Source organism: Streptosporangium sp. NPDC048886 (genome assembly GCF_055586905.1).
Map to the genome: position 1 here is coordinate 203,379 of NZ_JBVJHH010000005.1, position 26,485 is coordinate 229,863.

At 71.3% G+C, this 26,485-nt stretch carries 25 protein-coding genes and 1 riboswitch; of the genes, 7 read left to right on the top strand and 18 right to left on the bottom strand.

Annotated features, from left to right (window positions below):
* The first annotated feature begins 39 nt into the window (after nt 1-39).
* Together ACZ6R6_RS08085 and ACZ6R6_RS08090 are read left to right on the top strand one after the other, a co-directional pair.
* Nucleotides 40-1,005, top strand: coding sequence for an SAM-dependent methyltransferase (locus tag ACZ6R6_RS08085; RefSeq protein ID WP_470091180.1), 966 nt, complete (start codon nt 40-42; stop codon nt 1,003-1,005).
* 70 nt (nt 1,006-1,075) lie between these two features.
* On the top strand, nt 1,076-2,122 hold the full coding sequence (locus ACZ6R6_RS08090) for a S66 family peptidase (protein ID WP_470091181.1): 1,047 nt from the start codon (nt 1,076-1,078) through the stop codon (nt 2,120-2,122).
* 529 nt (nt 2,123-2,651) lie between these two features.
* Here the strand turns inward: ACZ6R6_RS08090 and ACZ6R6_RS08095 are convergent.
* Nucleotides 2,652-3,851, bottom strand: a complete 1,200-nt coding sequence (locus ACZ6R6_RS08095) for a cytochrome P450 (RefSeq protein ID WP_470091182.1) — start codon at nt 3,849-3,851, stop codon at nt 2,652-2,654.
* Nucleotides 3,852-4,137: 286 nt separating this feature from the next.
* Between ACZ6R6_RS08095 and ACZ6R6_RS08100 the strand changes: the two genes are divergently transcribed.
* A complete protein-coding gene (locus ACZ6R6_RS08100) occupies nt 4,138-4,695 on the top strand; it encodes an RNA polymerase sigma factor (RefSeq protein WP_470091184.1) in 558 nt (185 codons plus the stop codon).
* Nucleotides 4,696-4,700: 5 nt separating this feature from the next.
* The gene (locus ACZ6R6_RS08105; protein ID WP_470091185.1) at nt 4,701-5,018 is read left to right on the top strand and encodes a hypothetical protein; all 318 of its coding nucleotides are present in this window, start codon (nt 4,701-4,703) and stop codon (nt 5,016-5,018) included.
* A 151-nt stretch (nt 5,019-5,169) separates the two neighbouring features.
* Here ACZ6R6_RS08105 and ACZ6R6_RS08110 read toward each other — a convergent pair whose 3' ends face one another.
* Entirely contained in the window at nt 5,170-6,030 is an 861-nt protein-coding gene (locus tag ACZ6R6_RS08110; RefSeq protein ID WP_470091187.1) for a TerC family protein, read from the bottom strand.
* Nucleotides 6,031-6,167: 137 nt separating this feature from the next.
* A riboswitch (SAM riboswitch) is annotated at nt 6,168-6,283 on the top strand.
* Between the two features lie 52 nt (nt 6,284-6,335).
* Here ACZ6R6_RS08110 and ACZ6R6_RS08115 point away from each other — a divergent pair.
* Complete coding sequence (locus ACZ6R6_RS08115; protein WP_470091189.1) at nt 6,336-7,634, top strand: aminotransferase class V-fold PLP-dependent enzyme; 1,299 nt, start codon at nt 6,336-6,338, stop codon at nt 7,632-7,634.
* 17 nt (nt 7,635-7,651) lie between these two features.
* Nucleotides 7,652-8,848 (top strand): NADH-quinone oxidoreductase subunit D, encoded by a 1,197-nt coding sequence (locus ACZ6R6_RS08120; protein ID WP_470091190.1) that lies wholly within the window; start codon nt 7,652-7,654, stop codon nt 8,846-8,848.
* 70 nt (nt 8,849-8,918) lie between these two features.
* Here the strand turns inward: ACZ6R6_RS08120 and ACZ6R6_RS08125 are convergent, their stop codons facing one another.
* The 11 genes from ACZ6R6_RS08125 to dacB form a co-directional block, all read right to left on the bottom strand.
* Nucleotides 8,919-9,371 (bottom strand): DUF3180 domain-containing protein, encoded by a 453-nt coding sequence (locus tag ACZ6R6_RS08125; protein WP_470091191.1) that lies wholly within the window; start codon nt 9,369-9,371, stop codon nt 8,919-8,921.
* The gene (gene folK / locus ACZ6R6_RS08130; protein ID WP_470091193.1) at nt 9,368-9,865 is read right to left on the bottom strand and encodes a 2-amino-4-hydroxy-6-hydroxymethyldihydropteridine diphosphokinase; all 498 of its coding nucleotides are present in this window, start codon (nt 9,863-9,865) and stop codon (nt 9,368-9,370) included. Before folK ends, ACZ6R6_RS08125 begins: the two co-directional genes overlap by 4 nt.
* Nucleotides 9,862-10,224 carry a dihydroneopterin aldolase gene (gene folB, locus ACZ6R6_RS08135; protein ID WP_470091194.1) on the bottom strand — a complete coding sequence of 121 codons (363 nt, stop codon included), beginning with the start codon at nt 10,222-10,224 and terminating at the stop codon, nt 9,862-9,864. The genes folK and folB overlap by 4 nt, the downstream gene beginning before the upstream one ends.
* Nucleotides 10,221-10,661 (bottom strand): nuclear transport factor 2 family protein, encoded by a 441-nt coding sequence (locus ACZ6R6_RS08140; RefSeq protein WP_470091195.1) that lies wholly within the window; start codon nt 10,659-10,661, stop codon nt 10,221-10,223. The genes folB and ACZ6R6_RS08140 overlap by 4 nt, the downstream gene beginning before the upstream one ends.
* Nucleotides 10,658-11,509 (bottom strand): dihydropteroate synthase, encoded by an 852-nt coding sequence (gene folP, locus ACZ6R6_RS08145; protein WP_470091196.1) that lies wholly within the window; start codon nt 11,507-11,509, stop codon nt 10,658-10,660. The genes ACZ6R6_RS08140 and folP overlap by 4 nt, the downstream gene beginning before the upstream one ends.
* Before the next feature lie 249 nt (nt 11,510-11,758).
* A complete protein-coding gene (gene folE / locus ACZ6R6_RS08150; RefSeq protein ID WP_306862118.1) occupies nt 11,759-12,340 on the bottom strand; it encodes a GTP cyclohydrolase I FolE in 582 nt (193 codons plus the stop codon).
* 2 nt (nt 12,341-12,342) lie between these two features.
* Nucleotides 12,343-14,313 carry an ATP-dependent zinc metalloprotease FtsH gene (gene ftsH / locus ACZ6R6_RS08155; RefSeq protein ID WP_470091198.1) on the bottom strand — a complete coding sequence of 657 codons (1,971 nt, stop codon included), beginning with the start codon at nt 14,311-14,313 and terminating at the stop codon, nt 12,343-12,345.
* 282 nt (nt 14,314-14,595) lie between these two features.
* On the bottom strand, nt 14,596-15,153 hold the full coding sequence (hpt, locus tag ACZ6R6_RS08160; RefSeq protein WP_218919784.1) for a hypoxanthine phosphoribosyltransferase: 558 nt from the start codon (nt 15,151-15,153) through the stop codon (nt 14,596-14,598).
* 11 nt (nt 15,154-15,164) lie between these two features.
* On the bottom strand, nt 15,165-16,178 hold the full coding sequence (gene tilS, locus ACZ6R6_RS08165) for a tRNA lysidine(34) synthetase TilS (RefSeq protein ID WP_470091200.1): 1,014 nt from the start codon (nt 16,176-16,178) through the stop codon (nt 15,165-15,167).
* A gap of 42 nt (nt 16,179-16,220) precedes the next feature.
* Nucleotides 16,221-17,321 carry a zinc-dependent metalloprotease gene (locus ACZ6R6_RS08170; RefSeq protein WP_470091201.1) on the bottom strand — a complete coding sequence of 367 codons (1,101 nt, stop codon included), beginning with the start codon at nt 17,319-17,321 and terminating at the stop codon, nt 16,221-16,223.
* 49 nt (nt 17,322-17,370) lie between these two features.
* Nucleotides 17,371-18,753 carry a D-alanyl-D-alanine carboxypeptidase/D-alanyl-D-alanine endopeptidase gene (gene dacB / locus ACZ6R6_RS08175; RefSeq protein WP_470091203.1) on the bottom strand — a complete coding sequence of 461 codons (1,383 nt, stop codon included), beginning with the start codon at nt 18,751-18,753 and terminating at the stop codon, nt 17,371-17,373.
* Between the two features lie 105 nt (nt 18,754-18,858).
* Between dacB and ACZ6R6_RS08180 the strand changes: the two genes are divergently transcribed.
* The gene (locus ACZ6R6_RS08180; protein ID WP_470091204.1) at nt 18,859-19,347 is read left to right on the top strand and encodes an inorganic diphosphatase; all 489 of its coding nucleotides are present in this window, start codon (nt 18,859-18,861) and stop codon (nt 19,345-19,347) included.
* 3 nt (nt 19,348-19,350) lie between these two features.
* Here ACZ6R6_RS08180 and ACZ6R6_RS08185 read toward each other — a convergent pair whose 3' ends face one another.
* From ACZ6R6_RS08185 to ACZ6R6_RS08205, 5 genes are all read right to left on the bottom strand, one after another.
* A complete protein-coding gene (locus ACZ6R6_RS08185) occupies nt 19,351-20,715 on the bottom strand; it encodes a C40 family peptidase (protein ID WP_470091205.1) in 1,365 nt (454 codons plus the stop codon).
* 163 nt (nt 20,716-20,878) lie between these two features.
* The gene (locus ACZ6R6_RS08190) at nt 20,879-22,747 is read right to left on the bottom strand and encodes an RNA polymerase sigma factor (RefSeq protein WP_470091207.1); all 1,869 of its coding nucleotides are present in this window, start codon (nt 22,745-22,747) and stop codon (nt 20,879-20,881) included.
* Nucleotides 22,748-22,864: 117 nt separating this feature from the next.
* On the bottom strand, nt 22,865-23,911 hold the full coding sequence (locus ACZ6R6_RS08195) for an alkaline phosphatase family protein (RefSeq protein WP_470091209.1): 1,047 nt from the start codon (nt 23,909-23,911) through the stop codon (nt 22,865-22,867).
* 64 nt (nt 23,912-23,975) lie between these two features.
* The gene (locus ACZ6R6_RS08200; RefSeq protein WP_470091210.1) at nt 23,976-24,779 is read right to left on the bottom strand and encodes a hypothetical protein; all 804 of its coding nucleotides are present in this window, start codon (nt 24,777-24,779) and stop codon (nt 23,976-23,978) included.
* A 63-nt stretch (nt 24,780-24,842) separates the two neighbouring features.
* Nucleotides 24,843-26,453 carry an ABC-F family ATP-binding cassette domain-containing protein gene (locus ACZ6R6_RS08205; protein ID WP_470091211.1) on the bottom strand — a complete coding sequence of 537 codons (1,611 nt, stop codon included), beginning with the start codon at nt 26,451-26,453 and terminating at the stop codon, nt 24,843-24,845.
* Between the last annotated feature and the right edge of the window lie 32 nt (nt 26,454-26,485).

Consider the following 26,485-nt stretch of genomic DNA (forward strand, 5'->3'; position numbering starts at 1 on the left):
GCGGCCGTCCCCTGGCCTGGCGCTGTAGCGTCTGTGGACGTGTGGCTCACCTGGCGCGCCGCGACGGAGCGGGCGCTCTACGGCGACAACGGCTTCTACCTGCGGGAGTGCCCCTCCGGGCACTTCCGGACCTCGGTCGGCGCGTCCTCCGTCTTCGCCGAGGCCGTGCTGCGCGAGCTCGTCGCGCTCGACGACGCGCTCGGCGGCCCGCCGGTGGTCGACCTGGTGGACGTCGGCGCCGGGGAGGGCGCCCTGGCGGCCGGGGTGCTCGCCGCCGCGCCGCCCGGGCTCCGGCCGCGGCTGCGGGTGACCGGGGTGGACCTGGCCCCCCGGCCCGCCCGGCTGCCCGGGGAGATCGCGTGGGCGCGGACCGTGCCGGACGGGATCAACGGCCTCGTGATCGCCAACGAGTGGCTGGACAACGTGCCGGTGGACGTCGCCGAGCAGACCGCGGGCGGGCCCCGGCTGGTCCTGGTCGACCCGTCGAACGGCGCGGAACGGCTCGGCGGCAGGCCCTCGGAGGCCGACCTGGCCTGGCTGGCCCGCTGGTGGCCGATGCGGGCCCCGGGCGAGCGGGCCGAGATCGGCAGGCCCCGCGACGAGGCGTGGGCCTCGGTGATCGTACGGCTGGCCCGCGGGCGGGCGATCGCGATCGACTACGCACACCCTGTGGACGACCGCCCGCCGTGCGGGACGCTGGCCGGTTACCGCGACGGGGCGGCCGTCGCACCCGTGCCGGACGGCTCGTGCGACATCACCGCGCACGTGGCCCTCGACGCCTGCGCGGCCGCCGGGGAGCGCGCGGGGGCCGTCACGACGGTCCTGACCACCCAGCGGCAGGCGCTGCGCAACCTCGGCGTCACCGGGACCCGCCCGCCCGTCGAGCACGCCCGCGACGACCCGCGCGGCTATCTCCGCGCCCTGGCCAGGGCCTCCCAGGAGGCGGAGCTGATCGCCGCCGAGGGGCTCGGCGGCTTCGGCTGGCTCGCCCAGGATCGCCTTTGAAAGCGTCCGTCCGATCCGCTGGGCGGGCACGGAGATTATTTCCAGTTGCATGATCCAGTTAGATGGGAACATGCGTCCTGATCTGACAATTTCCCCGAAGCTGACGGCTGGGGACCGGGTGGCCGTGGTCTCGCCTTCCTTCGCGGCGCCGGGGATGTTCCCCGCCGTGCATGAGCTGGCGATGCGGCGGCTCCGCGACGAGTTCGGGCTGGAGCCCGTGGAATATCCGACGACCCGCCGGTTGGGCGCCTCGGCGCAGGATCGAGCGGCCGATCTGATGGACGCGTTCGCCGACCCGGGCATCCGCGCGGTGCTGGCCACGATCGGAGGGGACGACCAGCTCAGCGTGCTGCCCTTCCTGGATCCCGCCGTGATCACCGCCAACCCCAAGCCGTTCGTCGGCTACAGCGACAACACCAACCTGCTCAACTGGCTGTGGAACCTTGGCGTGGCGGGCTATCACGGCGGGTCGACGATGGTGCACCTCGGTCGCGGCGGCGGTCTGCACCCGGTGTCGACCGGGTCACTGCGAGCGGCGCTGCTCACCGGCGGGGACATGGAGCTGCATCCGGTCGAAGTGTTCAGCGAGGACGAGCTCGACTGGGGCGAACCCGCGTCCTTGAACCACGCGGCGCCGACCCGGCCCAGTCCCGGCTGGATCTGGCACCGGCCCGACCAGGTCGTCACCGCTCCCACCTGGGGCGGCAACCTGGAGATCCTGCACTGGAACCTGGCCGCGAACCGGTGGATCCGTCCGGCCGAGGACTACGCCGGGTGCGTGCTGCTGCTGGAGACCTCCGAGGAGATGCCCTCGGCTCCGGAGGTGTTCCGCATGCTGCGCAACGCGGGCGAACGCGGGCTGCTCGCACAGTTCCCGGCCATCCTCGTCGGTACGGCCAAGGCCAGCAGCCTGCTGCGCCCCACCACGCCCGACGAGCGGGAGGGCTACCGCACCGAGCAGCGCGGAGCGATCCTGCGGGCCTTGGACCACTACAACCCCGAGGCCATGGTGGTGTTCGGCGTCGACTTCGGGCACACCGATCCCCAATGGGTCCTGCCCTACGGCGGGCTGATGACCGTGGATGGCCCCGCTCGACGCGTCATCGCTCATTTCTGACCGGCCCCGCGCAGGTGGAACACCGTACCGGCTGACCGTGTGCGGGCCCCGGACTCCGGCGGGAAATGGGGTGGAATGAGGTGTGTACGGCTTTTGGCGCCGTTCCCCCGCGCACGGCAGAGGCAGATGCACGAGGCCGAGATGACGGTGATCACCCGACCTGAGCAGGAAACGTCCACACCAGGCGCCCCACGCCTCCCATGAGCGGGCGCCGGCGGCACTCCTTCCCCCACGTTCCATGCCGCCGCGCCGCCGTACCCGCACGAGATCCGGCACGGAGGGGTGCGCGGGCCCGTGCGTGACTCGGGCGGGCGGAGTCGTTCCGGCCCGCCCGCGTCGTCCCCCACATCCGTCCTTCACGACCTGCTGGGCGACCTCGGGGCTCGGCATGATGATCAGCTGCTCGGTATGGCGGTGGTCGCTGTCGCCCCTGGCGGTGACCGTACGGGTGTCCTCGGCCTTTCGCACGCTCGGCCGCTTCCCCGGGCAGTCGCTCAGCAGGACGAGAGGCTGTGCCCTGTCGCTTGGCTCAGACCCGCACGTCGAGGGCGGTGAGCCCGCGGATGATGTAGCCCGGCCCCCAGGTGGGCTCGGCGGCGAGCTCCAGCTTCGGGGCCCTGCGCAGCAGCGCGCCGAACGACTCGGCCAGCTCGATCCGGGCCAGCGGGGCGCCCAGGCAGAAGTGGATGCCCGCGCCGAAGGAGATGTGCGGGTTGTCCGCCCGGCCCACGTCGAGGCGGTCGGGGTCGGCGAACACCTCGGGGTCGCGGTTGGCCGAGCCGAACAGCAGCGCCACCTCCGTGCCGCGCGGGATGTCCACCCCGCCCACGGTGATGTCCTCAAGCACCCAGCGCTCGAACATCTGCAGCGGGGTGTCCCAGCGCATCAGCTCCTCGATCGCCGTGGGCAGCAGGCCGTGGTCGGCGCGGAGCCGTTCCAGCTCGGCCGGGTTGCGAAACAGCGACCACCAGCCGTTGCCGGTGACGTTGACGGTGGCCTCGTGCCCGGCGTTGAGCAGCAGCACGCAGGTGCCGACCAGCTCCTCCTCGGTGAGCCTGTCGCCCTCGTCGGCCACCAGGGCCAGCGCGCTGATCAGGTCGTCGCCGGGATCGGCCCGGCGGGCGCGGGCCAGCTCGATCAGGTAGTCGGAGAACTCCTGGGCCGCGCGCACCGCGGTGTGCTGGGCCTCGACCGACGGGTTGAGCTCGTACATCCCGCAGATGTCGGCCGACCAGGGCCGCAGCAGGTGCCGGTCGGCCTCGGGCACGCCGAGCATCTCGGCGATCACGGTCACCGGCAGCGGCTCGGCCACCTCGGCGATCAGGTCGCCCCCGCCGCGCTCGACGAACGCCTCCACCAGCTCCCCGGCGATCCGGGCGACCTTGGGGCGGAGCGCCTCCACCATGCGCGGGGTGAACGCCTTGGACACCAGGCGCCGCAGCCGCGTGTGGACCGGCGGTTCGACGTCGAGCATCCCGGCCCGGACCACCCGCCAGAACGGGTCCTGGAAGTCGGGGTCGTCCGGCCTGCCGAACTCGGCGTGCGTGGCGACGTGCAGGTAGGAGCGGCCGAGCCGGCGGTCGCGCAGCAGCGCGTTGACGTCGGCGTGCCGGGCGATCAGCCACTGGCCGGTCGGCTCGAAGAAGCTGACCGGCCGTTCCCGCCTCAGCTCGGCGTAGACGTCATAGGGGTGGGCGACAAATTCCGGATTCCAAGGATCAAAGCGCACGTAAGCATCGTAATGTTCGCCGCCAAACTTGTAAGTTACGAGGCGGCCGGCCCGGTGAGGTCACCCGGCGACGGCCCGGTGGGGTCGCCCGGCGACGGAGCGGGCCTGAATCGACCGTCAAACGGGCTGAATCCTTTTCCGGCGAGCCGCCCTCTTATGTACGTACCGGCGCCACGGCCGTTCGACAGGCAGGAGACTCCCTTGACCACCATGATCGTCATCGCTGTCGCGGCGGTGCTCATCTGCGCGTGCAGCATCGTGTTCCTCCGCAAGCGGGCCCGGTCCCGTGACTAGGGCTTCCCGATCCCGGTGGCCCAGCCAGCAGCTGATCGCGGCGGCGCAGCAGGGAGACCAGGCATCGATCGCCGCCCTGGTCAGCGGGTCCCATCCGCACGTGCAGCGGTTCGCCTTCTCGCTGTGCGCGAGTCCGCAGGACGCCGAGGACGCCGCCCAGGAGGCACTCATCATCCTCTTCCGCAAGATCGGCACCTTGCGAGCGTCCGGTGCGCTGGCCTCGTGGATGTTCCAGATCGTGCGCAACGAATGCCTGCGCCGCGCCCAATCGCTGGTGTGGCGGGCCGAACCGGTCGTTGACGGATCCTGCTCGTCCGCGGAGGACGAGGTGCTGCGGGGCCTCGAAGTCGATCAGGTCGCCACCGCGATCGCGGCTCTGCCCGCCGATCAGCGTCTCGTGCTGATCATGCGTGATGTCCAGGGCCTGCCGGGCCCTGTCGTCGCCAGGTCCCTCGGGCTGAGCAGCGCCGCCATGAAGTCCCGGCTGCACCGCGCCCGGGCCGCCGTCCGCGGCGACCTGCAAACTCAGAACTGGGGAAGGGCCGAATGAAAAGCATGAGGACGACCGGCGACGCAAGCTTCGCCAGCAGGTCCGTCCCCCGGCACCTGCTCCGCGGCGGACTCGGATTCGGTCTCCTGATCGGAGCCGTCGCGCTGGTCCCGACGGTCGGACCGGCCAGTCTGCTGCTGGCGCCGCTCGGCTTGGTGGCGCTGCGCGGCTGCCCGACCTGCTGGGCCGTCGGACTGGTGCAGACGATCTCGATGGGCCGCCTCCAGCGCTCCTGCGTGGACGGAGTGTGCACCCTGACGGACGGAACCGGCGGAGATCTCCGCCGGACGGCGGCGGACCGCACGCGAGTTCCGGCAGGCTGACAACACGCTCGCCGGGGACAGCCGACGGACATTCCAGGACGCCGTGGCGGGCGCGGGTCTCCGCCCCGATGCCGACGGGTGGTGGCACCTCGATCTCGGCAACCGGGTCCGGGCCGCGCCCCACGACAGGCCGGCCGCTCTCACGGCGAGATCACCTGACCGCTGAGCCCTCGCCGTGATCGGGATCCGGCTCCGCCACCCGGTCCGCCGGTCCACGCACGCCCTGGTCCTGCGGGGACCCGGCCTGCTCGCCCGCCTCGTAGCGGTGGTGCAGCTCGACCGGCCTGTCCTCCTCGGCCGCGCCCTTGGCCGCCTTGCCGCGCATCCGGATGTTCAGCAGCTCCACGACGAGCGAGAACGCCATCGCGAAGTAGATGTAGCCCTTGGAGATGTGCTGCTCGAAGCCCTCGGCGATGAGCACGACGCCGATCAGCACCAGGAACGACAGGGCGAGCATCTTGATGCTCGGGTGCTTGTCCACGAAACGGCTGATCGGGCCGGAGGCGAAGAGCATCACGACGACCGAGACGATGACGGCCGCGACCATGACGCCGAGCTCGTCGACCATGCCGACCGCGGTGATCACCGAGTCGAGGGAGAACACGATGTCCAGGACCATGATCTGGAGGATCACCGCGGTGAAGGAGGCGGCGACCCTGCCACTGGCATGACCCGACTTGCCCTCAAGGCTGTCGTGCATCTCGAAGACGCTCTTGCCCAGCAGGAAGAGGCCGCCGAGGATCAGGATCAGGTCGCGTCCCGAGATCGGGTGGCCGAAGACCTCGAACATCGGCGCCGTGAGCTTCACCACCCACGACAGCGCCAGCAGCAACAGCAGCCGGCTGACCAGGGCGGCGAGGAGACCCAGCTTCCGCGCCTTGTCACGCTGGCCGGGCGGGAGTTTCCCCGCCAGGATCGAGATGAAGATGATGTTGTCGATGCCCAACACGATCTCCAGGCCGACAAGGGTGACGAACCCTATCCAGATCTCGGGATCAGTCACCCAATCCATCGTTCACTCCTCCGTCAGGCGTCAGGGGTCACTGCCTAGACGACTGGGCATCACCGTGAGTTCCTGAACAAAGAACACAGCTGCGCATTTCACCGACTTGCGGAGCCCGGCCAGGGGTCGGTTATAGTTCCCCTGTAGGTCATGAGTGCCAGTGACAAGCCCCGGCTCGCTGGCCGGCAACCCTCGCGTCCGCGGCGGGGTGCCCCGGGTGAGGACCTGGTCCGGCACGGAGTGTGTCGGGCAAGCGCGGGCTCCACGCACCAACGCCACGGCTTGGGGTCCGATGACCTCCGAGGAGTTCTGGCGTGTCCGCACTGACGATCTTCACCTCCGCCCCCGCCACGTCCGTGACCGTCCCCGCCACCCGCGCGTCCGAGGACCGGCGGATCCCCGCGGTGCTCGGCTCGGACCTCCAGGTCCCGGTCAAGGGCGGCAGGCTCGTCCCCTACGCCAATCTCGACTACGCCGCCAGCGCGCCCTGTCTGGAGCCGGTGAGCGCCGCCGTCGCCGCCGCGCTCCCGGCCTATTCCAGCGTCCACCGCGGTGCCGGGTACGCCTCCCAGCTCACCACGGCCCGCTACGAGCAGGCCCGGCACACGGTCCGCGCCTTCGTCGGGGCGCGCCCCGACGACTCGGTGGTCTTCACCCGGAACACCACCGACGCCACCAACCTGCTGGCCCGCAGCCTTCCCGCGGGGACCACCGCCGTGGTCTTCGACACCGAGCACCACGCCTCGCTGCTGCCCTGGGCCGACGCCGTACGGCTCGCGCCCCCCGCCTTCCCGGGCGAGGCGGTCCGCGCCGCCGACGAGGCGCTGGCCGGGATCCACGGCCCCAAGCTGCTGGTCGTGACCGCGGCCTCCAACGTCACCGGCGAGCTCTGGCCGATCGCCGCCCTGGCCCACATCGCCCACCGCCACGGCGCCCGCATCCTCGTCGACGCCGCCCAGCTCGTCCCGCACCGCCGGCTCAACCTGACCGCGCTGGACCTGGACTACGTGGTCTTCTCCGGCCACAAGCTCTACGCCCCCTTCGGCACCGGCGCCCTGGTCGGCCGGACCGACTGGCTGTCGCAGGCGGAGCCGTACCTGCGGGGCGGCGGCGCGGTGCGCTCGGTCGACGACGACGGGGCCGAGTGGCACGACGACCCCGAGGCCCGTCACGAGGCCGGCACCCCGAACGTCCTGGGCGCCATCGCCCTGGCCGCCGCCTGCGACGCCCTGAGCGCCACCGGCTGGAGCGCGCTGCTGCGCGAGGAGGAGCGCCTCATCGGCCGCCTCCGCGCCGGTCTGGCCTCCGTCGAGGGCGTCCACGAGCTGTCCCTGTGGGGCCCCGACCACCCCCGCGTCGGCATCGTCTCCTTCGTGGTGGACGGCTTCACCGCCCGCGAGGTCGCCGAGGCCCTGTCCGGCGAGTACGGCATCGGCGTGCGCGACGGCAAGTTCTGCGCCCACCCCTTCGTCCGCCACCTCCTCGGTGCCAAGGACGGCGGCTGCGACGACGTCACCGCCTCCGCGGTCCGCGCCTCCATCGGGATCGGCACCACCGAGGAGCACGTCGACCGTCTGGTCGCCGCTCTGCGGGACCTGCTGTCGCGGAGCTGACGTGACAGCATGGCCCTATGACTGAGCGTCGTGCCGCAGGCGCACCCCGGGAGATCAGCGTAGGGATCGGCGCCGGAGCGGACGCCGTGCACGGAGTGCGCGGCAAGGAACTCGCGACCGAGGACATGGTCCTCAACATCGGGCCGCAGCATCCGTCCACCCACGGGGTGCTGCGGCTGCGGCTCACCCTGGACGGGGAGCGGATCAGCGCGGCCGAGCCGATCGTGGGCTACATGCACCGCGGCGCGGAGAAGCTGTTCGAGGTGCGCGACTACCGGCAGATCATCATGCTGGCCAACCGGCACGACTGGCTGTCGGCGTTCGCCAACGAGCTGGGCGTCGTGCTCGCGGTGGAGCGGATGCTCGGCATGGAGGTGCCGGTCCGGGCGGTCTGGATGCGCACGCTCCTGGCCGAGCTCAACCGGGTCCTCAGCCACCTGATGTTCCTCGGCTCCTATCCGCTGGAGCTCGGCGCGATCACCCCGGTCTTCTACGCCTTCCGGGAGCGCGAGACCCTCCAGGCCGTGATGGAGGAGATCTCCGGCGGCCGGATGCACTACATGTTCAACCGGGTCGGCGGCCTCAAGGAGGACGTGCCCGAGGGCTGGACGGACCGCGCCGGGCGCGCCGTCGCGGACGTGCGGCGGCGGCTTCCCGACATCGAGCACCTGATCGCCGGGAACGAGATCTTCCTGGCCCGCACGGTCGGGGTGGGCGTGCTGGACCGGGAGACGATCATGCAGTACGGCGTGAGCGGCCCGATCGCCCGCGCCTCCGGGGTCGACCTCGACCTGCGCAGGGACGAGCCCTACCTCGCCTACGGCGAGCTGCCGGTGCGGGTCGTCACCCGGACGGCCGGAGACTGCCACGCCCGGTTCGAGGTGCTGCTGGAGCAGGTGAAGGTCTCCCTGGACCTGGCCGACGCCTGCCTGGAGCGGCTCCGGGAGCTGCCGCAGGGGCCGGTCAACCAGCGCCTGCCCAAGGTGCTCAAGGTGCCCGAGGGCCACACCTACGCCTGGACCGAGAACCCGCTCGGCATCAACGGCTACTATCTGGTCTCCCGCGGCGAGAAGACCCCCTGGCGGATGAAGCTCCGCTCGGCCTCCTACAACAACGTCCAGGTGCTGCGCGAGATGCTCCCCGGCCACCTGGTCTCCGACATGGTGGCCATCCTGGGGTCGATGTTCTTCGTCGTGGGCGACATCGACAAGTGACGCGCGGGCCGCACCGCCCCGGGGGCCGCCCCCCGATCAGCCGTGTCAACAACCCTGCGGGTCAATACAGCTAGCGGTCCTCCTCCGAGGAGTCCTTGGGCACCTTGCAGCAGTATTCGAGGTAGAGGGCGGCGCAGACCAGCACCACACAGCCGATGAACGAGCCGCCGGCGATGAGGAAGTCGCGGCGGGGCACGCCCTGCTCCAGCAGGTCGGCGGTGTAGATCGTGAACCCGGCGAAGACGCCGCCGAAGACCGCCCCGCCGTACGCGGAGGCCTTGGCGAGGGCCGCCAGCCGGGCCACCGCCAACGGCTCGACGGGTTTGGTGTCGCCCTTGCGCTCGATCCTGGCCTTCGTCATCCACCCGCTGTAGATCTCGCCGATCGCCAACAGCAGCACCGTGGGGATCGCGGTCCACGGCACGGTCGGCAGGGACGAGTAAAGGGGCTTCAGCAGCGCCCAGGTGATGATCGCGAACATGACGACGAGACCGACGAGCACGCCGGGACGGGTCGGCTTCAAATGGGCCTCTGCAGCGTCAGATCGGCGCGTAGCCGCACGTAGTCCTGGTCCAGCCCGGCCAGCAGGTCCTCGACCCTGCGCCCGGCCAGCACCGCGTCCGGATCGGCCCGCAGCCACGGCACCAGCACGAACGCGCGCTCGTGCGCTCTGGGGTGCGGCACCGTCAGATCGGGGTCGGCGGCGGTGACGTCGCCCATGGCGATCAGGTCGACGTCCAGGGTGCGCGGCCCCCACCGCTCCTGGCGGACCCTGCCGAAGGCGTTCTCCACACCCTGGGCGCGCTCAAGGAGCGTCCGGGGCCTCAGGGTGGTCTGCGCGATCACCACCGCGTTGAGGTAGGGACCCTGCTCGGGGCCGCCGAACGGGTCGGTCTCGTATACGGGCGAGACCGCGACGAAGTCGAGCTCGGGGGCGTCGAAGAGCGCGTCGAGCGCGCCCTGCAGCGTCTCGAACCGGTCGCCCAGGTTGCTGCCGAGCGCCAGCACGACCTTCATCCCCGGCTCCGGGTGATCGTCACTACCACGTCGTCGAACGGCAGCGGGATCGGCGCGGCCGGCTTGTGCACGCTGACCTCCGCCGACAGCACCTGCTCGCGCGCCAGGCAGACCTCCGCCAGGCGCTGGGCCAGCGTCTCGATCAGGTTGACCGGCTCGCCCTCCACGACCTTCACCAGGTCCTGGGCGAGCTCGCCGTAGTGCACGGTCCTGGTGAGGTCGTCCCCGGCCGCCGCGGGCGCCGTGTCGAGGAAGAGCGTGGCGTCGACGACGAACTCCTGGCCGAGCTCCCGCTCGGCGGCCAGCACGCCGTGCCGTCCCCGTGCCCGCAGGCCCCTGACGCTGATCCGGTCTGTCACGCGGCTTCCTCTTCTTCCTCGTCCTCGTCGCCCTGCAGCACCGGCGAACCGTGGTGCAGCCAGAGCCGCCAGCCCGCCGCCGTCCTGATGAAGGTGTTGCTCGCCACCACCTTGCCCGCGGCGAAGCTGGAGTCGCCCTCGTCACCGGCGGTGAGGATGTTCTCCTCGCAGGTGAGAATGGCCACATCGCCCAGGACCATGACGCGGACGTCGGTCAGCACGAACTGGATGTAGGGGGTGTTGGCCATGATGAGCGCCCAGGAGCGCAGCACCTCCTGGCGGCCGTTCACGATCGGCCACCCCGGGTGCACGCAGCTCACCTGCTCGCCGTCGACGTCTTCGGCCCAGATCTCGGTCATCTTGTCGAGATCCGCGTTCTCGATGGCGGTGTAGAACGCCTGGTTGACCGTCTCGACAGCGGTGGTGTCGACGCTCATGCTCTCGCTCCCTGGACTGCGGCAGCCACACGGACGGCGTCCGCGTTCGGGCGTACGTCGTGCACTCGCACACACCATGCCCCCGCCTGGGCGACGAGGGCGGTCACGGCGAGCGTGGCGTCATCACTGCGACTGAAAGGACGCGGGGTGCCGTCCGGGTCCGCCAGCAGCCGGCCCAGGAACCGTTTCCGCGAGGCCCCGATGAGCAGCGGGGGGCCCAGCTCGGCGAGCCGGTCGACGCCCGCCAGCAGGGCCCAGTTGTGTTCGGGGTTCTTGGAGAAGCCCAGGCCCGGGTCGATCACGATCTGGCTGTCGGCCACCCCCTCGGCCAGCACGGAGGCGATCCGCTTGGACAGCTCCTCCCGCACCTCGGTCACGACGTCGTCGTAGACCGCTCTGCTGTTCATCGTGTGGCTGTGGCCCCGCCAGTGCATCACCACGTACGGGACGCCGGAGGCGGCGACGACCCTCGGCATCGCCGGGTCCGCCAGACCGCCGCTGACGTCGTTGACCAGCCTCGCCCCGGCGTCCACGGCCGCCTGCGCCACCTCGGCCCGCATGGTGTCGACACTGACCGTGACACCCGCGCGGCTCAGCTCCCTGATGACCGGCTCGACCCTGGCCAGCTCCTCCTCCAGCGACACCCGCGCCGCTCCGGGCCTGGTGGACTCCCCACCCACGTCGACGATGTCGGCGCCCTGCTCGACCAGCTCCAGGCCATGCCGTACGGCGGCCGCCGGGTCGAACCACCGCCCGCCGTCGGAGAACGAGTCGGGGGTCACGTTGACCACGCCCATCACCAGGCATCGGCCCTTGTCGGGCATCCCCGGCACACTCCACGTAGTCATGCGGACAAGCCTAGGCGTTGTCCACTCTTCGCCCATCTCGCGGGTCCAGCTTGTGCCATAACGAATCAGCCCGTCCATCCCGAGGCAGTCGGCCGCGCATGCCGGACCTTGGCGAGTGTGGAGATATTAGCCCGGGCGGAGCGGGATTGGAGGGCTTTCGAACCCGGCCGCAACGCAGAAACCTTGCCCGGACTGCCGTGGCGGTCCGGACAAGGCGGGGTCTCTGCGGGCAAGGGCTCGGACTCGGGCTCAGCGGAGGATGAGCGCCATGGCCTCGGCGCGGGTCTTGTCGCTGGTGCGGAAGTCACCGCGCACGGACGAGGTGATGGTCTTGGCGCCGGGCTTGCGGACACCCCGCATGGTCATGCAGAGGTGTTCGCACTCGATCACCACGATGACCCCGCGGGGCTCCAGCACGCTCATGAGCGCGTCGGCGATCTGCGAGGTCATCCGCTCCTGCACCTGGGGGCGGCGGGCGTAGACGTCGACGAGGCGGGCCAGCTTGGACAGGCCGGTGACCTGACCCTTCTCGTTCGGGATGTAGCCGACGTGGGCGAGTCCATGGAAGGGCACCAGATGGTGCTCGCAGGTGGAGTAGACCTCGATGTCACGGACGAGCACCATCTCGTCGTGGTCGACGTCGAAGACCGTGGACAGCACGTCTTCCGGGGTCTGCCCCAGCCCGGCGAACTGCTCCGCGTAGGCGCGGGCCACGCGAGCCGGGGTCTCCTGCAGGCCGTCCCGGTCCGGATCCTCACCGAGCGCGATGAGGATCTCGCGGACTGCTTTCTCGATCCGGGCCGAGTCGACCTGCAACGGCTTCACGCTCACGCTCAGTTCCCGTCCCTGGGCACGGTGTCGGTGTGGCCCGCTCCCGCCGGGAGGGCGCCGTTGCCCGACTGCTCCTTCGGCGTCAGGATCGGCGGCCGGTTCGACGGCAGCCGCTTGCCGTAGCCGGAGTAGGAGGGGCGCTTCTCCTTGACGACGACCGGCGCGAAGATCTGCAGCACCTGGTCGCGGGAGAGCGTCTCCTTCTCCATGAGCTCCAGCACCAGGTTGTCGAGCACGTCGCGGTATTCGACGAGGATCTCCCAGGCCTGGTCGTGCGCGGTCTCGATGAGGCGGCGCACCTCCTCGTCGATCGTGGAGGCGATCTTCTCGGAGTAGTCGCGCTCGTGACCCATCTCACGGCCGAGGAAGACCTCGGCGTTGCCGGTGCCGAACTTGCGGGCGCCGAGCTGCTCGCTCATGCCGTACTCGGTGACCATGCGGCGGGCGATGGAGGTGGCCTTCTCGATGTCGTTGGAGGCGCCGGTGGTGGGCTCGTGGAAGACGAGCTCCTCCGCCGTGCGGCCGCCCAGCAACATCGCGAGCTGGTCCATCATCTCCGAGCGGGTCGCCAGGAACTTGTCCTCCATCGGCAGCGTCATCGTGTAACCGAGGGCGCGACCGCGGGACAGGATCGTGATCTTGTGAACCGGGTCGGAGTTGGGCAGCGCGTGCGCCACCAGGGCGTGGCCGCCCTCGTGGTACGCGATGATCTTCTTCTCCTGGTCCGACATGACGCGGGTCTTGCGCTCCGGACCGGCCATCACGCGGTCGATGGACTCCTCGAGCATCTCCATCGTGATCAGCTTCTGGTCGGCGCGCGCGGTGAGCAGCGCGGCCTCGTTGATCACGTTGGCCAGGTCGGCGCCGGTGAAACCGGGCGTCCGGCGGGCGATGACGTCGAGGTCGACCCCCTCGGCGAACGGCTTGCCGCGGCCGTGCACCCGGAGGATGCCCTTGCGGCCCTCCAGGTCGGGGCGGTCGACGGTGACCTGCCGGTCGAAACGGCCCGGGCGGAGCAGCGCCGGGTCGAGGATGTCGGGCCGGTTGGTCGCGGCGATCAGGATCACGCCGCCCTTGACGTCGAAGCCGTCCATCTCCACGAGGAGCTGGTTCAGGGTCTGCTCGCGCTCGTCGTGGCCACCGCCGAGGCCGGCGCCGCGGTGGCGGCCCACCGCGTCGATCTCGTCGATGAAGATGATCGCCGGGGCGTTCGCCTTGGCCTGCTCGAACAGGTCGCGGACCCGGGAGGCGCCGACGCCGACGAACATCTCGACGAAGTCGGAGCCGGAGATCGAGTAGAACGGCACCCCGGCCTCACCGGCGACGGCCCTGGCGAGCAGGGTCTTACCGGTTCCGGGCGGGCCGTAGAGGAGGACACCCTTGGGGATCTTCGCGCCGATCGCCTGGAACTTGGCCGGGGCCTGCAGGAACTCCTTGATCTCCTGAAGCTCCTCGATGGCCTCGTCGGCGCCCGCGACGTCGGCGAAGGTGGTCTTCGGGGTGTCCTTGGTGATGAGCTTGGCCTTTGACTTGCCGAAGTTCATCACCCGGGAGCCGCCGCCCTGCATCTGGTTCATGATGAACAGGAAGATCAGCACGATGATGACGATCGGCAGGAAGCTCACCAGGAGGCCGAGGAGGAAGTTCTCCTTCGGCACGTCGACGGTGTAGTCCTTGGCGAGCTTGTTGGCCTTCTTGGCCTGCTGGAGCTGGTCGGCGAGCTCGACGCCCTGACCGGTCACCCACGAGGAGTAGTAGCGCTTGCCGTCGGTCGTGGTGACCTCGATGCGCTGGTCCTTGTCGATGATCTTCGCGTTGGAGACCTTGCCCTCGTCGATCCAACTAATGATCTTCGAGGTGTCGGTCTTCTCGAAATTGCCGTCGCCGCTCCACATCGTGGTCACGAGCAGGAGCAGCACGACGATGCCCAGGATCCACAGCAGTGGCCCACGTGTAAATCGCTTGAGATCCATCCGATGCGGAACCCCGGCGGGCCCGTCCCTTCCTGACCAAGGCCTGGCAACCCCGGGCGGACCCGGGGTTCGCGGTATCCCTAACCGCTCCAACTGACTCCCCAGAGACGCCCCGGAAGGTCATCTCTTTGGAGTCCGAAGGTACACCGGCGTGCCGCGCACAGTAACTGCCCGGGCGGTACCGGCTTTGCCCTACCAACGTACGTCAAGTAGGCCGGTGTTCCCCGCCGCTATGAGCAATGTCGCCGCCGTGGAGGGCACGCTTCGCGCAGGGCGTACTTTTCAGCCTGCTCCATACACATGCGGAGCAAGGGTCCCAATGAAGGGAAGGTTGCGATATCGCTCTGCGTAGTCGAGCCCGTAACCGATGACGAACTCGTTGGGAATGTCGAAACCGATGTATTTCACATCAATCGGCACCTTGACCGCGTCCGGCTTCCGCAGCGCGGCGCAGATCTCGACGGAGGCGGGATTGCGCGACTTCAGGTTGTGCACCAGCCACGAGAGAGTCAGGCCGGAGTCGATGATGTCCTCGACCACCAGCACGTGACGGCCCGCGATGTCGGTGTCGAGGTCCTTGAGCACGCGCACGACGCCCGACGACTTGGTGCCGGCGCCGTAGGACGAGACGGCCATCCAGTCCATCTGGACCGGCACGTGCAGCGCCCTGGCCAGGTCGGCCATGACCATGACCGCCCCCTTGAGCACTCCCACGATCAGCAGGTCCTTGCCCGCGTAATCCTCGTCGATCCGGCTCGCGAGCTCCTTGATCTTTGCCTGGAGCTCTTCCTCCGGGATGAGGACCTTCGAGAGGTCCTTGCCCATGTCGGCTGCGTCCACCTGGGATTTCCTTACAAGACGGGGCGTACTGACTGTCTGGCGAACACCAGCGTGCCACACCGCCGGACCGCTCCCACCCCACCGGGGACCTCTATTCGCCGTTGCCCCCGCCAGTCGGTGACCAGACGGTCGACCTGGAGGATGTGCCAGGCCGCGAGCGTGCCGGGCGGGGCCCCGGCCTCGATCGCCGCCCGCCGCAGCACCCGGCGCCGCACCGCAGGCGGCACCCCCTCCACCTCCGAGACGGTTACCGCCACCGCCCCGATATCGCTTAGAGCGGAATCGGGGACGGCCGCCCGCGCGTAGACGGCGTCGGCCCACTCGTCGAGCGCGTCGGCGTCGTCACGGCACAGCGCGGCGGTCCGGGCGAGCGCCTCGGCGACCCCGGGACCGAGTCCCTCCTCCAGGGCGGGCAGCAGCCGCTCACGGACCCGGACCCGGGTGTAGCGGGGGTCGAGGTTGTGCGGGTCGTCCCACGGGGACAGCCCCAGCGCCGCGCAGGCCGCCACGGTCGTCCCGCGGCCGAGCCCCAGCAGCGGCCGCCGGTAGAGTCCCGCCCGCGCGGGCATCCCCGCCAGCGAGCGCGTCCCGCTCCCCCGGGTCAGCCGCATCAGCACGGTCTCGGCCTGGTCGTCCCTGGTGTGCCCGAGCAGCACGGCCGCCGCCCCGAGGCGCCCGGCGGCCTCCGACAGCGCCGTGTATCTCGCCTCCCTGGCCGCCGCCTCCGGGCCCCCCGAGGTCCCCACGGAGACGCTCAGCGCCTCCGCGGGGCCGAGCCCGAGGGCGGGGGCGAGCCGTACGACGTCGGCGGCCCGGTCCGGAGAACCCTCCTGGAGGCCGTGGTCGACGGTCAGCAGCCCGGCGCGGAGCCCGGCGCGCGGCGCCACGGCCCCCAGCCCCGCCGCGAGCGCCAGGGAGTCGGCGCCGCCGCTGCACGCGACCAGCACGAGATCGCCGGGCTCCAGGTCGGCCAGGGCGTGCCGTACGGCACGGCGGACATCGGCGACGACGGGAGGCGGACCCATGCCGCCATTGTCCGGCCTCCCGGCGGCAGATGGCGCCCCCGGTCAGCCGGTGGCGCCGTCGGCCTCGGCCGCGGGGAGGGCCGGGTCGCCGATCACCCTGGCGATCCACCGCTCGGGGTGGCCGATCTCATCCTGGGTGGGGAGGGTCTGCGGGGAGGTCCAGACCTTGTTGAAGCCGTCCATGCCCACGCTGTCGACGACGGTGCGGACGAAGGTGGACCCCTGGGCGTACTGCTTCATCTTGAGGTCGACGCCGAGCAGCTTGCGGACCGTGCGGTCGAGCCGGGACCCGCCCTCCCTGCGGTGGTGGAACTTGGCCCGGATGTCGGCGACCGAGGGGACCACCGAGGGGCCGACCGCGTCCATGACGTAGTCGCCGTGGCCCTCGACCAGGGTCATCACCGCGGTGAGCCGGTCGAGGATCTCCTTCTGCTCGGGCGTCTGGATCGCGTCGATCAGGTTGCCCTCACCGCCCCGGACGGCGTCGGCGACCGCGTCGGCGGCCGAGCGGAGCCGCTCCAGGAGCGTGGACAGGTCGATGTCGGAGGCGAGCAGGAACTCCGTCATCTGGGCGCGGACGTATTCCCGCAGCCAGGGGACGCCGGTGAACTGCACCCGGTGGGTCTCCTCGTGCAGGCAGACCCACAGGCGGAAGTCACGCGGATGGACGTTGAGCTCCTGCTCGGCGTGGACGATGTTGGGCGCGACCAGGGTGAGCCGGCCGGCGGCCGCCTGGCCGTCGGGGTCGGGCGGCAGGAACAGTTCGTACTGGCCCAGGACGCGGGAGGCGAGGAAGGCCAGCACCGCGCCGACCTCGACCCCGGTGATGCGCGACCCCACGGCGGAGACGATCGCCGGCGTCTGGTCCCGGCGCGCGGCCATCCGCTCGGTCAGCGGCTCCAGGACCACCCGGAAGCCCTCGACGTTGGCCTTGATCCAGCCGGACCGGTCGACGATCGTGGCGGGCTGTGGCGCGGTCTCGGTGTCGATCCGGGTGAACTCCCGGACGTGCCCCTCGGCCTCGCGGGACAGCTGTCGCAGCTCCGCGACCGCCTGCCGGGCCTCCTCTCGGCTCACTTGCGGCCCGGGGCGCACCAGGCGCGTTCCGGTCGTTACGGCGAGATCCCAGTCGATCACCTGCATACCGTCCACCGTACGCGGTCTCCTTCCGAGTCGCGCGCCGAGCCGCCGGTCAGCTTGCGGCCACGACGGCGGCGAGCCTGTCGAGGGCCGCCTCCGCCCTGCCCCAGCCGGGCGGGACGTCGTCCGCCATGAAGGCGAAGGTCACCAGCCGGCCGCTCCGGGTGGTGGTCATGCCGGCCAGCGTGCTGACCCCGTCGAGGGTGCCGGTCTTGGCCCGGACCAGGCCGTAGGCGGAGTCGCTCTTGCCGAACCGGTGGCCGAGGGTGCCGCTGAACCCCGCCACGGGCATGCCGCTGACGATCGGGTGCAGGTGGGGGTTTGCCGGGGCGGCCGCCACCGCGACCAGCCGGGCCAGCCCGGCGGGGGCGATGCGGTTCTTGGGCGACAGCCCGCTGCCGTCGAAGACCCGCACGCCCTCGGCCGCCTTCAGCCGGGTCAGCACCTCGTGGACGGCCTGCGCGGCCCCGTCGAAGGAGGCGGGCCTGCCCTCCTTGAGGGCCACCTGCCGGGCCAGGGCCTCCGACAGGTCGTTGTCGCTGCGCGTCAGCGCCCGCTCGACCAGGGCGTACACCGGCGCGGAGTCGACCCTGGCGATCTCCTGGGCGCCGGCCGGGGCCTTCGCCCGGCCACGGGACTTGGAGACCGTGATGCCCTGCTTCGACAGCAGCGAGACGAAGGCGCCGTGCGCCGCCCGGGAGGGGTCGGAGACCCGCTGGCGGCTGCCGGGGGCGACCCTGCCCTCGTCCACCATGAGCGCCGTGACGGGGGCGACCTCGCCGTCGGGCAGGTAGTTGGGCTTCCACGTGGGAGCGGTGCGCGGCCCGGTGTAGAGGCTGTCGTCGTAGGTCACCGTCACCTTGGTGGTCCCGGCCGCCTTGAGCGCCTTGGCGGTGCGCAGCGCGAGGGAGGCCAGCGAGGCCGGCTGGGGGTAGACGGGGACCCCGGACGGGCGCAGGGCCGTCAGGGTGGGGTCGCCGCCGCCGACCAGGATGATCGAGTCGGGCGAGGAGCCGCGGACCACCCGGGTGCTCAACCTCGCGTCGGGCCCCAGGGAGGCCAGCGAGGCGACCGAGGTGACGAGCTTGGTCGTGGAGGCCGGGGTGACGCCGACGTCGGCGCCGTTGCCGAACAGCGTGGCGCCGGTCTCGGCGTCGAGAACCACGGCGCCGACGCGCTTGCCCAGCGCGGGGTCACCCAGCGCCACGGTGAGCCGCCCCGCCAAAGTAGTCTTGGCGGGGAGAGGTCCGTTCCCCCCCGCGGCCAACACCGGACTCGCGGTGATGACCGGGACGGGAGGCGGCCCCGCCGGAGCGGCCGCTTCGTGCGTCTCCTCCACCAGCAGGTCGCTGGTGAGCAGGTGGGCGCCGGCCGCGACGACGAACAGTTGCAGCAGGACGAGAGTGACGAAGGCCACCCACCGCTCATGCCGCATGACGTCGCCGACCTCTCATCTATTCGATATCCAACAGGTATTAACGCTTACGAGACACTAATGCCCAGCCGGGGGTGCCCGGAGGGGTTGAGCGGAGGAACAGCGGTGGAGTTCGACGTTCTCGTTGAGATTCCCAAGGGCCAACGGAACAAGTATGAGGTGGACCACGAGTCAGGGCGGATCAGGCTCGACCGGATGCTCTTCACCTCCACGCAGTACCCCGCCGACTACGGCTTCATCGAGAACACCCTCGGCGAGGACGGCGACCCCCTCGACGCCCTCGTGCTGCTCCAGGAGCCGACCTTCCCCGGCTGCCTGATCAAGTGCCGCGCGGTCGGCATGTTCCGCATGACCGACGAGAAGGGTGGCGACGACAAGGTCCTGTGCGTCCCCGCCACGGACCCCCGGATGGAGCACATCCGCGACATCCACCACGTGCCGGAGTTCGACCGCCTGGAGATCCAGCACTTCTTCGAGGTCTACAAGGACCTGGAGCCCGGCAAGTCCGTCGAGGGCGCCAACTGGGTCGGCCGGGTCGAGGCCGAGGAGGAGATCGCCCGCTCCGTCAGGCGCGCCGAGAACCACGAGCACTGAGCATCACGCCGGACGGGTCGCGCCGACGAAGTCCCTGCGCCATATCGGCGCGACCCGGACCACGTCCCCGGTCTGCGGGGCGTGCACCATCAGGCCCCGGCCGATGTAGATCCCCACGTGGGAGATGTCGCCCGGGTTCCGGGTGATCCGGCCGAAGAACAGCAGGTCGCCCCGGCGGAGCCGGCTGATCCGCACATGCTGTCCCGAGGTCCACTGGGTGCCCGTCCAGTGGTCGATCCTGACCCCGGCCCGGCCCCACGCCCGCATGGTCAGACCGGAGCAGTCGTAGCTGCGGGGCCCCGTGCCCGCCCACACGTAGGGCTTGTCGAGCTGGGTGAGCGCCCAGTCTGCGGCGATGTCGCCCCGCGCCGCCTGCCACGTCGCGTTGAGCGGCCAGGTCTGCCCCGCCACCTCGCGGGCCGCCACGAACCGTGCCCTCATACGCGCCACCGCCGCGCTCCGGTGATCGCCCAGCCGGGCGCGCTCCTGCGCGACCCTGGACCACTTGAGGACGGCCACCCGCTTGCCGGCCAGCCGCTCGGCGGCGCCCGCCTCCGCCTTCACCTCCCTGTCCAGCCGCGCCCTGTCCGCCTCGACCCGCTGGACCTCCGCCGCCTGCCCGGCCACAGCCTCCTCGGCCGCCCGCGCCGCCTCGGCCGCCCGCTCCGCCGCCTCCCGCCGCTCGCGGTAAGCGATCTCCGCCCGAGCGATCTCCGCCTGCGCGACCTCCGCCTGAACGGCCCCTGTCTGCGCGGCCTCCGCCCGTACGGCCTCCCCCTGCGCGGTCCCTGACTGCGCGGCCTCTGTCTGGGCCTGGAGCACTTCCACGACATCCGGAGGGGGGCCCACGGCCACCCCGCCGCTCTGGACCGAGACCGCCACTGCGCTGTCTCCCCGGAGGGGGATCACAGCCGCCCCGCCCACGTCCCGGACCGGGGCCGACCCTCCGGCCCCTCGGGCCGCGGCCGGCTCCCCGTCACTTCGGACCGGGGCCACGTCACCTCGGGCAGGGACCGCGGCCACCGCCTCGCGGGGCTTGTCCGCCCCGGCGGCCCGCTCTCTCGCTCTCCGGAGAAACTCCTCCGCACGGGCCGCCTCGGCCCGCTCCCCGGCGTGGATCTCGGTCAGCCTGTCCGCCTGGGCGCTCAGCTCTCCCAGCCGGGCCTTGGCCCTGGCGAGCAGGGCAGTGGTCGCACCGAGCTGTTTACTCCGTTCACCGGCTTTGGAGCGGGCCCTGGCGACCTCCTCGGCGGACGGCCCCAGCCTGTCTCGCATGGCGACGGCGGGGACGGCCGCACCCGTGATCAGGCAGCAGGTCAGACCCGCCACCACCGCACCGGCACGGCTGTATCTCTCGACAGACCGCATGCGCTCACCTCCTGAAACGCCCTGTATGGCTACATGTCATCTCGTGACGAACGATCTAGCTCAAGATTCCCGTTAGTCACTCTTAGCACACATGTAACTCACATAACGTAATCAACACAGGTGAGCACGGCTCCCAGCCGCCTCTCCGGTTCTTACCCCGGGTCTAGACGGCCGGGTGGCCGGCGCCCGCGGGCTCCGCCGCCCGGTCCGCCGGGGCAGGCGGGCCGGAGTGCCGGTCAGGCGACGGCGGCGTGGCGGGCCTGCCCGTGGTGGCGGATTCCGGAGCCGCCGGAGCCGGCTCCGGCGTCGTGGAGGTCGCCGAGGTCGGTCCCGGGCTCGTGGGAGCCGGTTCCGCGGTCGGCTTCGGGGCCGGTTTCGCCGTCGGCTTCGGGGCCGGCTCCGCGGTCGGCCGAGGAGTCGCCGGGGTCGGCTTGGGAGCCGTCGGAGTCGGCGCCGTGGTGGTGGGCGCGGGCCCGGGCACCGTCGGCGCCCTGCCGGGAGTGGTCCGGCACGGGCGCGGCGGCCTGCCCCCCTGGTGGTGACGGGGCGGCCCGTGCCTGTCCGGTGCGCCCAGCCGTGGTGGGCCGGGGAGCACCGGCAGGGCGGGCCGGGCCGGCCCCTCGGACGGATGGGGGCCCGTGGGGCCGGAAGGGGGACCTGTGGGGCCGCCCGGCCCGTCCGTCCGCCCGTCGGTCCGCCCATCCGTCCGCTCGTCGGTCGGCATGGGCACCGGGATCGGCACCGGGACGGGCCTCGGGACACGCCGGCCGGACAGGGAGTCGGGCACGCTGACGGCGACCGGCACGGCCGGCCCGATGGAGCCGACCGGATAGGCGGACGACCCGCCTCGGCGGAGCTCCGGGGCCGTCGTGGCACCCCTCGGCTCAGGGGCGCGCGGCGGGCGGACGCCCGGCGGCTCGCCGGTCACCGGTGGTGTCCCCGGCATGACGCCGACGGCCGTCCCGTCGGCGCCCATGACGAGGTGGGTCAGGACCAGCGCGACCGCGGCGGCCGCCGCGACCGCGGCCACCGCGCCGGCCGCCGGACGAGAGCGGCGACGGTTCCCGCGAGCCCTCCCCGCGGGAAAGCCGGCGGCGTCCAGGGCGCCGACCCTGCGAGCGACGTAGCGCCGGTAGGGGACGAGCTCGGGGTCGGTGAAGCAGCTCATCACCCGTACGCGCAGCGTCTCCGGCAGCACGACCGCGGGCAGCAGGCCGAGGACCTTCGCCGCCGAGACCTGCCTGGCCCGGCGCGGCGCGCAGGCGTCGCACCGGTTCACGTGGCGGATCAGGCGTTCACGCGCGTCCGGGGTGAGCCCACCGGTGGAGCCGGCCGACAGCCGCGCCCGGCCCGCGCAGTCATGCGGCCCCCTACGGGCGAGGACCTCCGCGGTCACCACGTCGCGCAGCCGCTCCCGCGCCGATCCGCACATCGCGCCGGCGCGTCTGGCCGAGACCCCCAGCACCGCGGCGAGGTCGGCGACGGACAGACTGTGCCGGGAGACCAGCTCAAGGACCTCGCGCTCCTCCGCTGACAGGCTCCTGACGGCGTCGTGGGCCATCGCCCGCAGACCGGCGTCGCCGCTCCCGGCGGCCACCGGGGACGGCGGCGACGACGCGGTCCTCGGCCCCGGCCCCGGCACCCCGTCCGGCACCGCCCCCCACATCCCGTCCGGCCCCGGCACAGCCGCCGGCTCCGGCGTGGCCGCCGGACCCGGGCCCGTGGCCGTCCCGCCCTGTTCCGGCGCGGCCGCCGGGCGGCGCCGCACGCACTCCCCCCGAGCGAGTGCGTACAGCCATGCCTCCAGCCGATCGGGGTCGGCGAGCGCGTGAACATGGGCCTCGGCCGCGATCAGGGTGTCGCGGAGCGCCACCTGCGCGCCGTCGGGGCCGTCGGGGCCGTCGAGGCCGTCGAGGCCGTCGAGCATGGACCGGCAGTATCGGTAGATGTTCTCGGCATGCAGGTCGTAGAGCGCGGCGAGGGCGCCCGCCTCCCGCGCACGGAGGGCTCCGACCAGGGCACTGCGATTCATGTGACTGACGGTAAAGGATTGGTAACTATCAGTTCCAGCGATTCATGTGCCTTGACCAGAGCTGTGTCCATACAGTCATCCACATCGGTAAACAGTGCCGCGCCCGGCAAATCTCGATCAATGGCTGTTCCCGGCGCTCACCCTGCTGAGCGACTCCCCGTCGAGGTCTCCGGGGAGGGGGATGCCGAGCTGGGCGAAGACGGTGGCCGCCACGTCCACCTGGCGGGCGTCCCGCCTGCGCGCCCCCTGCTCGATCCCCGGTCCGGCGGCGAGCAGGAAAACACTGCGCTCCTGCGCCGAGACGCCGCCGTGGCCCCCCTCGTCCTTGTGGCCGTGGTCGGTGGTGACGATGATCGTCCATTTCTCCGCGGCGAAGGTGGGCCTGGCGCGGATGGCGCCGAACAGCCGGCCGAGATAACCGTCCACCGTCTCGATCGCCTCGCGGTAGGCGGGGCCGAGCACCCCCGTCCGGTGCGCGACGGCGTCGGTGACCTCAAGGTGCATGAAGGCGACGTCGACCTGGCTGGTCTGGATGAGATCGGTCATCCTGTCGACGATGAAGGCGTCCTTGTCCCCGATCTCGTAGGGCTTGAGGTGGCTGGTGGCGTGCCAGTCGACCAGGTCGCCGACCGCCCCGGCGTGGACCAGGTCCCGCCAGCCGGTCACGGCCGCGGTGTGCAGGCTCGGCCGGATCGTCTCCAGCCGCGTGAGAAAGTCCGGATATTTAATGAACTGGCGGCCTTCGAAGGAGTTGTTGTGCACACCGTGCTTGCCCGGCGCCACCCCGGTCAGCACGGTCGCCCACCCCGGGCCGCTGCTGGAACGGACCTTCCGCAGCACCTCCAGCCGGCCGGTGGCGAAGGTCCCGGCCTCCATGAGTTGCCGGAAGTGCACCGCCCCGGTGGCGAGGACCCGGTCGTAGCGCACCCCGTCCAGCCCGACGACCAGCACCTTCGGCTGTGGCGGCGGCAGGCTGGGCGCCGGCTCCGGGGTCGGGGTGAGCGTCACCGTCACGTACGGGAGCAGCGGAGGGGTGGCCACCGCCATGACGCTGGGCGCGGGCAGCGCCGGAGCGTCCGGCGCGCCCGGGCCTCGGCCGCAGCCCGACGCCAGCAGCAGGGCCAACGACGCCGCCAGGGCCCTCGGCGGCTCCCGGTGACGCACCCTCACCTCCCGGCGACGGACCCGGCCGGGCCGCTCCGCCGTACCGGACGCGTGGAAGGCTCGGTCACGGCCGGGCGTCACCGGTGGAGACGGCCGGGCCGCCCCGGTCCTTGGTGAACGGGGACGTGGTCGGCTTGGCGGTGTGCACCGGGGCGATGCCCCCCAGAGCCAGCTCCTCGTAGGGGCGGCTGCTCGATCCCCAGGTGCGCGCGACCAGCTCAGCCTTGGCGATCTTGCTGGTGTCCGGGACGCTCTCGATGTTCAGGATGAACCGGCGCTTGGCGCCCGCGTGGACGTCGTCCACGAACGTGCTCCCGCCGCCGAGCAGCTTGCCGTTCTTGTCCCGCAGGAGCGCGGTGACCGCCAGGCTGCCGGCCGGCAGCCGGTACGGCGTGCCGACGTATCCGGTGATCAGATAGCTGTGCTCCTTGCGCTCGGTCAGCACGTCGGAGACGGGGAACGACCTGAAGGCCGAGACGATCCGGGCCGCCTGGTGCCACTCGGCCGGGCGGTACTGGATGCTCACCCGCAACGGCCGCTCCGCGGCGACCACCTGGCCGGTGAAGGAGAGCACCCCGGCCGGGGGCACGGCGTCCAGGGGCTGCTCCAGCCGGACGACCTCCTTGCCCTTGGCGTCCGTGGCGATCACCGTGGCCACCACGTGCTCGCCGAAGTGCCACGGGTTGCTGTTGGCCAGCACCCCCGCCCAGTTCACCACATATCCGTCGTCCCTCTTGAGGACGGAGGAAGCCTCCTCCTTCACCGAGAGCGGCTTGAGCGAGGCGACCTGCTGCTCCGGCCTGGGGCTGGAGCATCCGGTGAGGAGGAGCAGGGCGAGAGCGCCGACGATTCGGGTGCTGTACGTCACCTAGTGGTGATAACCCGTGAACGTGCCCCTCTCCAGGGGACACGCCCAGCCCGGGCGGACTCTTTAACGCTGCCGGACCACCCTGGTCTCATCCCAGATCGGTTCAGGTGATTCGTATACCTTCCCATCCGATCCAAAGACGAGATAGCGGTCGAAGTCGTCGGCGAACCAGCGGTCGTGGGTGACCGCCACCACGGTGCCGTCGAAGGCGTTCAGCCCCTCCTGCAGTGCTTCGGCGCTGGCCAGGTCGAGGTTGTCGGTCGGCTCGTCCAGCAGCAGCAACGTGGTGCCGGACAGCTCCAGAAGCAGGATCTGCAGCCGCGCCTGCTGCCCGCCGGACAGCGTCTCGAACCGCTGATCGGCGATGGTCCCGGCCAGCTCGTAGCGGGACAGCGCCTTCATCGCCTCGTTCTTCAGCCGGGCGTGCTCGGTCATGACGATCTCGCAGGGCGTCCGGCCGACGAGCTCGGGCCGGGCGTGGGTCTGCGCGAAGTGGCCGGGGACGACCCGGGAGCCGAGCCTGGCCACGCCGGTGTGCCGGACGTCCTCCCCGGCGATCAGGCGTAGGAAATGGGACTTCCCGGAGCCGTTGGAGCCCAGCACCGCGATCCGCTCGCCGTACCAGATCTCCAGGTCGAACGGCTTCATGAGGCCGGTCAGCTCCAGGCTCTCGCAGATCACCGCCCGCTTGGCGGTCCGGCCGCCCTTGAGCCTCATGTTGATGAACTGCTCCTTGGGCGCCGCCTCCGGCGGCCCGGCCTCCTCGAACCGGCGCAGCCGGGTCTGGGCCGAGTGGTAGGCGGCGGCCATGGTGTCCATGTATTTGGCCTTCTGCTTGAGCATGAGGACCAGCCGCTTGATCTTGGCGTGCTCCTCGTCCCAGCGCTTCTTCAGCTCCTCAAGGCGCTCGTTGCGGTCCTTGCGGGCCTGGGCGTAGGTGCCGAACCCCCCGCCGTGGATCCAGATGTTGCCGGACTCGACGGTGACGATCCGGTCGGCCGCGTTGGCCAGCAGCTGCCGGTCGTGGCTGACCAGCACCACCGTCTTGGGCGTCTCGCGCAGGGCCTGCTCCAGCCAGAGCTTGCCCGGCACGTCCAGGTAGTTGTCCGGCTCGTCCAGCAGCAGCGTCTGGTCGGGCCCCCGCAGCAGCGCCTCCAGCACCAGCCGCTTCTGCTCACCGCCCGACAACGTGTTGACCTCGCGGTATTTGCAGTCGTCGTACGGCATGCCGAGCCCGGCCATCGTGCAGGTGTCCCAGAGCACCTCGATGTCGTAGCCGCCGGCGTCGGTGTAGTCGGTGATGGCCTGCGCGTAGCGCATCTGCGCCTTCTCGTCCTCGCGCTCCATCATCACGAGCTCGGCGGCGTCGAGCCGCTCGGCGGCCTGCCGCACGCGCTGCGGGGCGACGCTGAGCAGCAGCTCGTGCACCGTCCGCCCGTCGCGGATGCTGCCGATGAACTGGCGCATGATCCCCAGCCCGCCGGAGCTGGCCACGCTCCCCTCGACCGGCTGCAGGTCCCCGGCGATCAGCCGCATCAACGTCGTCTTGCCCGCTCCGTTGGGCCCGACGAGCGCGGCCTTGACCCCGTCGCCGATCCGGAAGGACACATCATTCAGCAACGGCCGACCGTCCGGCAGCACATACGTCAGATGGCCGACCTCTACGTGCCCCACGGCGATTCCCTTCCCTAGTTCCTCGCGCAGGG

Coding starts and splice junctions, on each gene's coding strand:
- ACZ6R6_RS08090 (WP_470091181.1), top strand. CDS start 1,076: ATGCGTCCTGATCTGACAATTTCCCCGAAGCTGACGGCTGGGGACCGG.
- ACZ6R6_RS08105 (WP_470091185.1), top strand. CDS start 4,701: ATGAGGACGACCGGCGACGCAAGCTTCGCCAGCAGGTCCGTCCCCCGG.
- ACZ6R6_RS08110 (WP_470091187.1), bottom strand. CDS start 6,030: ATGGATTGGGTGACTGATCCCGAGATCTGGATAGGGTTCGTCACCCTT.
- ACZ6R6_RS08120 (WP_470091190.1), top strand. CDS start 7,652: ATGACTGAGCGTCGTGCCGCAGGCGCACCCCGGGAGATCAGCGTAGGG.
- folK (WP_470091193.1), bottom strand. CDS start 9,865: ATGAAGGTCGTGCTGGCGCTCGGCAGCAACCTGGGCGACCGGTTCGAG.
- ACZ6R6_RS08140 (WP_470091195.1), bottom strand. CDS start 10,661: ATGAGCGTCGACACCACCGCTGTCGAGACGGTCAACCAGGCGTTCTAC.
- folP (WP_470091196.1), bottom strand. CDS start 11,509: ATGACTACGTGGAGTGTGCCGGGGATGCCCGACAAGGGCCGATGCCTG.
- ftsH (WP_470091198.1), bottom strand. CDS start 14,313: ATGGATCTCAAGCGATTTACACGTGGGCCACTGCTGTGGATCCTGGGC.
- tilS (WP_470091200.1), bottom strand. CDS start 16,178: ATGGGTCCGCCTCCCGTCGTCGCCGATGTCCGCCGTGCCGTACGGCAC.
- ACZ6R6_RS08170 (WP_470091201.1), bottom strand. CDS start 17,321: ATGCAGGTGATCGACTGGGATCTCGCCGTAACGACCGGAACGCGCCTG.
- dacB (WP_470091203.1), bottom strand. CDS start 18,753: ATGCGGCATGAGCGGTGGGTGGCCTTCGTCACTCTCGTCCTGCTGCAA.
- ACZ6R6_RS08185 (WP_470091205.1), bottom strand. CDS start 20,715: ATGCGGTCTGTCGAGAGATACAGCCGTGCCGGTGCGGTGGTGGCGGGT.
- ACZ6R6_RS08190 (WP_470091207.1), bottom strand. CDS start 22,747: ATGAATCGCAGTGCCCTGGTCGGAGCCCTCCGTGCGCGGGAGGCGGGC.